This is a genomic window from Immundisolibacter sp., assembly GCF_041625615.1.
Lineage (GTDB): Bacteria > Pseudomonadota > Gammaproteobacteria > Immundisolibacterales > Immundisolibacteraceae > Immundisolibacter.
The window spans coordinates 1-5,861 of sequence record NZ_JBFJTF010000136.1; the positions used below are offsets into that span (position 1 = coordinate 1).

5 protein-coding genes are annotated in these 5,861 nt (G+C 68.8%); 3 read left to right on the top strand and 2 right to left on the bottom strand.

Annotation, left to right across the window (positions count from 1 at the left end; translation table 11 throughout):
• Together ABYX71_RS09935 and ABYX71_RS09940 are read left to right on the top strand one after the other, a co-directional pair.
• Positions 1–936, top strand: a 936-nt coding sequence (locus ABYX71_RS09935) for a carboxymuconolactone decarboxylase family protein (RefSeq protein ID WP_372696342.1), incomplete at its 5' end; no start/stop codon positions are given.
• Positions 937–1,174: 238 nt separating this feature from the next.
• A complete protein-coding gene (locus tag ABYX71_RS09940; protein WP_372696343.1) occupies positions 1,175–2,230 on the top strand; it encodes a VOC family protein in 1,056 nt (351 codons plus the stop codon).
• Between the two features lie 111 nt (positions 2,231–2,341).
• Here ABYX71_RS09940 and glpK read toward each other — a convergent pair whose 3' ends face one another.
• On the bottom strand, positions 2,342–3,829 hold the full coding sequence (gene glpK / locus ABYX71_RS09945) for a glycerol kinase GlpK (protein ID WP_372696344.1): 1,488 nt from the start codon (positions 3,827–3,829) through the stop codon (positions 2,342–2,344).
• Between the two features lie 31 nt (positions 3,830–3,860).
• A complete protein-coding gene (glpD, locus tag ABYX71_RS09950) occupies positions 3,861–5,378 on the bottom strand; it encodes a glycerol-3-phosphate dehydrogenase (RefSeq protein ID WP_372696345.1) in 1,518 nt (505 codons plus the stop codon).
• A gap of 172 nt (positions 5,379–5,550) precedes the next feature.
• On the opposite strand from glpD, the gene ABYX71_RS09955 reads away from it, so the two are divergent.
• Positions 5,551–5,861 (top strand): VOC family protein (locus tag ABYX71_RS09955; RefSeq protein ID WP_372696346.1); only part of this gene is annotated, 311 nt, incomplete at its 3' end.

Consider the following 5,861-nt stretch of genomic DNA (forward strand, 5'->3'; position numbering starts at 1 on the left):
CGCGACAGCAAGGACTTCCAGCAGGGCCTGGCCCTGATGCGCAAGGTGCTGGGGGTCGAGGATGCCGCCAAGGTCGAGGGCCTGATCGACAACCCCCTGTTCGGCAACGAAATCGGCTACCTGTTCTCCAAGACCTGGGGCGCGCTGTACGCCCGCGACAACCTGCCGCTGCGCGACCGCGCCCTGCTGCTGATGGGCTCGGACCTGGCGCTCGGCCGCGAGGGTCCGCTCAAGGACCACATGCGCGTGGCCCTGCACGCCGGCGTCAGCCCGCAGCAGATCGTCGAGGCGCTGTTCCAGTCCATGTTCTATGTCGGCGCGCCGGGGCTGGTGCTGGGGCTCAAGGTGGCCAGCGAGGTGCTGGCGCCGCACATGGAGGCGATGAGCAATGCGCCGGCAATTCCACAAACCATCAGGGAGGGGACGATGATCAACGATCTTGGCGTGCGCCTGGGGCCGATCAACCACGTGGCGATGGCGGTCAAGGACTGGGAGAAGACCGCGCGCGGCTTCGCCAGCCTGATGGGCCTGAAGACCTGGCGCAAGATGGAAATTCCCTCGGCCATCATGGAAAAGGCCGAGTACTACGGCAAGCCGGCCGAATTCGTGTGGATTTCGGCGTTCGCCAAGCTCGGCGACACACTCATCGAACTGTGCCAGCCGGTGTCCGGCCAGACGGTGTTCGCCGACTTCGTGAACGAATTCGGCGACGGCATGCAGCACGTGGGCGATCTGTCGCACCCGGAGCCGCTGGAGCTGGTGCGCCGCTACACCAGCCAGGGCGTCAAGGTAGCCAACTACTGCAAGATCGCCGGCATTGCCGAGCTGTTCTTTCTGGACACGCGCGAGCAGCTCGGCGGCATGTTCCTGGAAGTGGTGGCGCCGCCCACCTACGCGCAGATCGCCGCCATGGGCGAGGACGTCACCTTCACCTGAGGCGCGCCCGTTCGACGCGCTGAAGGATACCCACCAGGCCGGCTGGGAAACGGCTGATCTATTCAGCGGCTCCCTCCGGGGCCGGATACCCCGGCATGAATCGACGGCGCACGCCGTTGATTCATGGGGCGCTGCGCGGGCATGCGCCGCGCGGCGGCGAGCTGAAAATTCCAGGAGCGGAATTTTCAGCACTGCTCTGGACCCGGCCTGATTTTTTTCATCACGAGGAGAACGCACCGTGCCCGCAACCATTCCGGTCGGCAACTGGCAGTACACCACCGTGGTCGTGCGCGACTACCGGCAGGTGGTGTGCAACTTCGCGCGTTTCTTCGGCATCGACCGCTGGGAAGTGATCCGCGTCGACGGCAAGTACCTTTCCAATGCCCGGTTCGAGGGCACAGCGGCGCAGCACCGCTGGATTTCCGTGTTCGGTCACAACGGCCGGCTCGGCATCGAGCTGATCCAGCCGGTGGATGGCCCGTCCGGCTATCAGGCCATGCTCGACAGTGTCGGCGAGGGCATGTACGGCGTGGCGGCCAGCGTGTGCGAGCCGGCGCAGTTCGAGAAGCTCAGGGCGGACCTGGCCGGCCAGGGCATCGGCATTCGCCAGAGCGGCGCCTTCTTCGACGCCGTCGATTACTACCAGCTCGACACCCGCGACGCGCTGTCGAACGTGATCGTCGAGGTGCACTGCCCGCGCCGGCCGGACTGGCAGTCCGTCATCAAGCCGGACGAGGTACTGCACATGGACCTCAAGCACCTCGGTCCGCAGTTCCTGCCGACGCAGAAAATGCTGCACATCGGCGTGGTCTGCACGGACCGCAACCGCACCAAGGCGAACCTTCAGAAGCTGTTCGGCATGGAGCGCTGGATCGAGTTCCAGATCGAAACCGGCGTCAGCATGGAGGACACCACCTACTACGGCCAGCCCTGCTATCACGCCTACGACAACCACGTCGGGCGTCTTGGCGAGCTGTGCTTCGAGCTGATCACGCCGCGCAGCGACAAGTGCGTGTACGACGAATTCCTCAAGGAACGCGGCGAAGGCATGCACCACACCTTCCCGACCATCTGCTCGAAGGAAGCGTTCACCGCCCGCCTGCCGGAACTCGAAAAGCATGACATGCCGGTCATCCAGGGCGGGCGTATCGGCGACCTGATGGAGTACTACTACGTCGACACGCGCCGGTATCTGCCCGGCATCACCACCGAGGTGGTCATCCCGCTGCGCCCGGACTGGCTGGAGCTGTTCTTCCCGAACCCCGGCGATGCTTCCATCCTGACCGGTGACTGAGGTGCCGCCCCGCCGGTAACGGCCGCGTGCGCCCCCGGCCTATGTGGGGCGCCACGTGCGCACTGGCCGTGCGCGCGCGCCTGCACGACAGCCGGCCGCGAGCCGGTGCGCTCAGGTTTCCCACCCACGCGTGCGTGACACCGCCTCGCGCCAGCGTGCCAGGCGCGCGCCGGCCTCGTCGGCGGAAATGGCCGGCTCGTAGGTGCGCTCGGACTGCCAGTAGGCATCGAGGTCGGCCGCCGACGCCCACACGCCGGCGCGGATGCCGGCCAGATAGGCCGCGCCCAGCGCCGTGGTCTCCAGGATGCGCGGCACCACCACCGGAATGCCCAGCAGGTCGGCCTGAACCTGCATCAACAGCGCGTTGACCGCCGCACCGCCGTCGACGCGCATGGCCTCGATGCGCTGCCCGGCATCGGCGCGCATGGCGTCGAGCAGGTCCGCCGACTGGAACGCGATGGCCTCCAGCGCGGCACGGGCGATGTGCGCACGGTTGGCACCGCGGGTGAGGCCGACGATGGCCCCCCGCGCACTGGCATCCCAGTACGGCGAACCCAGCCCGACGAAGGCCGGCACCAGGTACACGCCGGCGGTATCGGGCACGGAGGCCGCCAGGGACTCGACTTCGGCCGAGCTGCGGATGATGCCCAGCTCGTCGCGCAGCCACTGCACCACCGCGCCGGCCACGAAGATGCTGCCCTCGAGCGCATACCCGGGGACATCGCCGGTGTGCGCCGTGGTGGTCGCCAGCAGACCGCTGGGCGACGCCACCGGCGCATCGCCGGTGTGGATGAGCATGAAGCAACCGGTGCCGTAGGTGTTCTTGACCATGCCGGGCACCGTGCAGGCCTGCCCGAACAGTGCCGCCTGCTGGTCACCCGCCACGCCACCGATGCGCACCGGCACGCCCAGCAGGTCGGCCTGTGTGGTGCCGAAATCGTCGACCGACGCCAGCACCTCCGGCAACAGGGCACGCGGCACATCCAGTTGGCCGAGCAATTCGTCGTCCCAGCAGCGGCGATGGATGTCGAACAGCAGCGTGCGCGCGGCGTTGGTGACGTCGGTGACGTGCGAGCGCCCGCCGGTCAGGCGCCAGATGAGGTAACTGTCGACGGTGCCGAAGGCCAGCTCGCCACGCTCGGCACGTTCCCGCGCGCCGGGCACGTTGTCCAGCAGCCAGGCCAGCTTGGTGCCGGAAAAGTACGGGTCCAGCAGCAGACCGGTGCGCTGGCGGAACAGCGCCTCCAGGCCCCGCGCCTTCAGCGCCTCACAGGCGGCGGCGGTACGCCGGTCCTGCCAGACGATGGCGTTGGTCACCGGGCGACCGGTGGCGCGCTCCCACAGCACCACCGTCTCGCGCTGGTTGGTGATGCCCAGCGCCAGCAGCTGATCGGCGCGAATGTCCGCCTTGACCAGCACCTCGCGCGCGGTGTCGAGCTGCGACTGCCAGATCTGCTCGGGGTCGTGTTCGACCCAGCCGGGGTGTGGATAGTGCTGGGTGAACTCCTGCTGGGCGATGGCCACCAGGCTGCCCTGGGTGTCGAACACCGCCGCCCGCGAACTGGTCGTGCCCTGATCCAGGGCCAACAGGTACGCCATTGCCTGCCTCCTCGGGTTTAGCGCCTTCTGATCAAACGGTTTGCGTGGGCCGGGCGGCACCCGCACCGGCGCCAGTGAGCCAGGCATCCAGCCGCGCGGCGGCATCCGGCGACGCGGTGAGCCCCAGCCGCGTGCGCCGCCACAGGATGTCCTCGGCCGTACGGGCAAACTCCTCGCGCACCAGGTAGTCCAGTTCACATGGATGCAGGTCCGCCGCCACCGGCGCGCCCAGCGCCGCGGCGCTGTCGACGCCGTCCAGGATCCGCAGCGCCCGTGTGCCGTAGCTGGCGGCCAGGCGCTGCGCCAGCGCTGGCGCGAGAAACGGGTATTTCCGACGCAGCCGCGCCTCGAACGCCGGCAGGTCGCCGCCCTCGATGTCGCCGCCCGGCAGCATCGCGCCGGCCGTCCATGCCGGCCCGCCACCCAGCCGTGGCGCGATGCGATCCACCGCCTGCTCGGCCAGCTTGCGGTAGGTGGTGAGCTTGCCGCCGAACACGGACAGCACCGGCGCGCCGGTCTCATCGAGCTCCAGCCGGTAATCGCGCGTCACGCGGGCCGCGTTGTTGGTCGCGTCGTCCAGCAGCGGGCGCACGCCGGCAAAGGTCCAGACCACCTGCCCCGGCGTCACCGGGCGCGCCAGATAACGGCTCGCCGTGTCGCACAGGTAGTCGACTTCCTCGGCCGAGATGGCCGCCTGCGCCGGGTCGCCGTCGTAGTCCACGTCCGTGGTGCCGATCAGGGTGAAGCGCTCCTCGAACGGCAGCGCGAACACCACCCGCCCGTCCGGGTTCTGGAACAGATAGCCGAAGCTGTGATCGAACAGCCGCGGCACCACGATGTGGCTGCCCTTGACCAGCCGCAGCGCATGCCGGGTGGCAACACCCAGCGGACCGCCCAACAGCGTGCCGACCCACGGCCCGGCGGCATTGACCACCAGGCGCGCCTGCACGCTGTGCACGGCGCCATCCGCGGCGCGCAGGTCCAGCGACCAGGCGTCCGCCCGGCGCCGGGCGCCGACCAGTGCCGTGCGGGTGGTGACCTGCGCCCCGCGCTCGCGCGCGTCGACGGCGTTCAGCACCACCAGCCGCGCGTCCTGCACCCAGGCGTCGGAATAGGCGAAACCGCGCGGGAAATCCGGCCTGATTCCGGCGCCGGCCGGATGACGGCGAAAATCCACGCCGCCCGAACCGGGCAGACGCTCGCGCCGCGCCAGGTGGTCATACAGGAACAGGCCCAGGCGGATCAGCCAGGCCGGCCGCTGGCCGGTATCGTGCGGCATCACCACCCGCAGCGGGCGGATGATGTGCGGCGCGGACGCCAGCAGGACCTCGCGCTCCTGCAGCGCCTTGCGCACCAGGCCGAACTCGTAATGCTCCAGATAGCGCAGACCGCCATGGATCATCTTGCTGCTGGCGCTCGAGGTATGGGCGGCCAGGTCGTGCTGCTCCAGCAGCAGCACCGACAGCCCACGTCCGGCGGCATCACGGGCAATGCCGGCGCCGTTGACGCCGCCGCCGATCACCACCAGGTCGTACGTGGATTCCTTCATGAGGCTGCGCGGACCCTCCGTGAAGCTGCTGCCCCGGCATGCGACCGGGCACGGTGGTTTTCAGGCTGCCGATAAACCGGCCATCTGTCGACCCCCTGCCCCGGGCATCGGCCGACCGGAAGGTCAGTGCCATAATGCGCGTCTTGTGGAGGCAGTGACGGAGGAGCCCCCCATGCTCAAGCGCCTGGACCACGTCGAACTCATCCCCAGTGACTTCGAGCGCAGCCTGGACTTTTACAGCGGCGTCCTGGGCGGCCAGTTGGTCGACCGGCGGGAGGTGGACGACCCGACAGTGACGGAGATTGCCTACCTGCGGCTCGGCGACTCGGCGGTCGAACTGGTGCGGGTGCCGCAGGCCCGTGCCGAAGCCAGGAACGAAGAACACATCGGCTACCGGCTGATGGCCTTCGAAGTGAATGACATGGTGCAGGTGCTGGCGGCGCTGTCCGGCCACGGCATCACCCCCAGCTGGGGCCCCAAGGA

What these genes read in the sequence shown, in the direction of transcription:
- glpK (WP_372696344.1), bottom strand. Translation starts at nt 3,829, where the DNA reads ATGGCGTACCTGTTGGCCCTGGATCAGGGCACGACCAGTTCGCGGGCG.
- glpD (WP_372696345.1), bottom strand. Translation starts at nt 5,378, where the DNA reads ATGAAGGAATCCACGTACGACCTGGTGGTGATCGGCGGCGGCGTCAAC.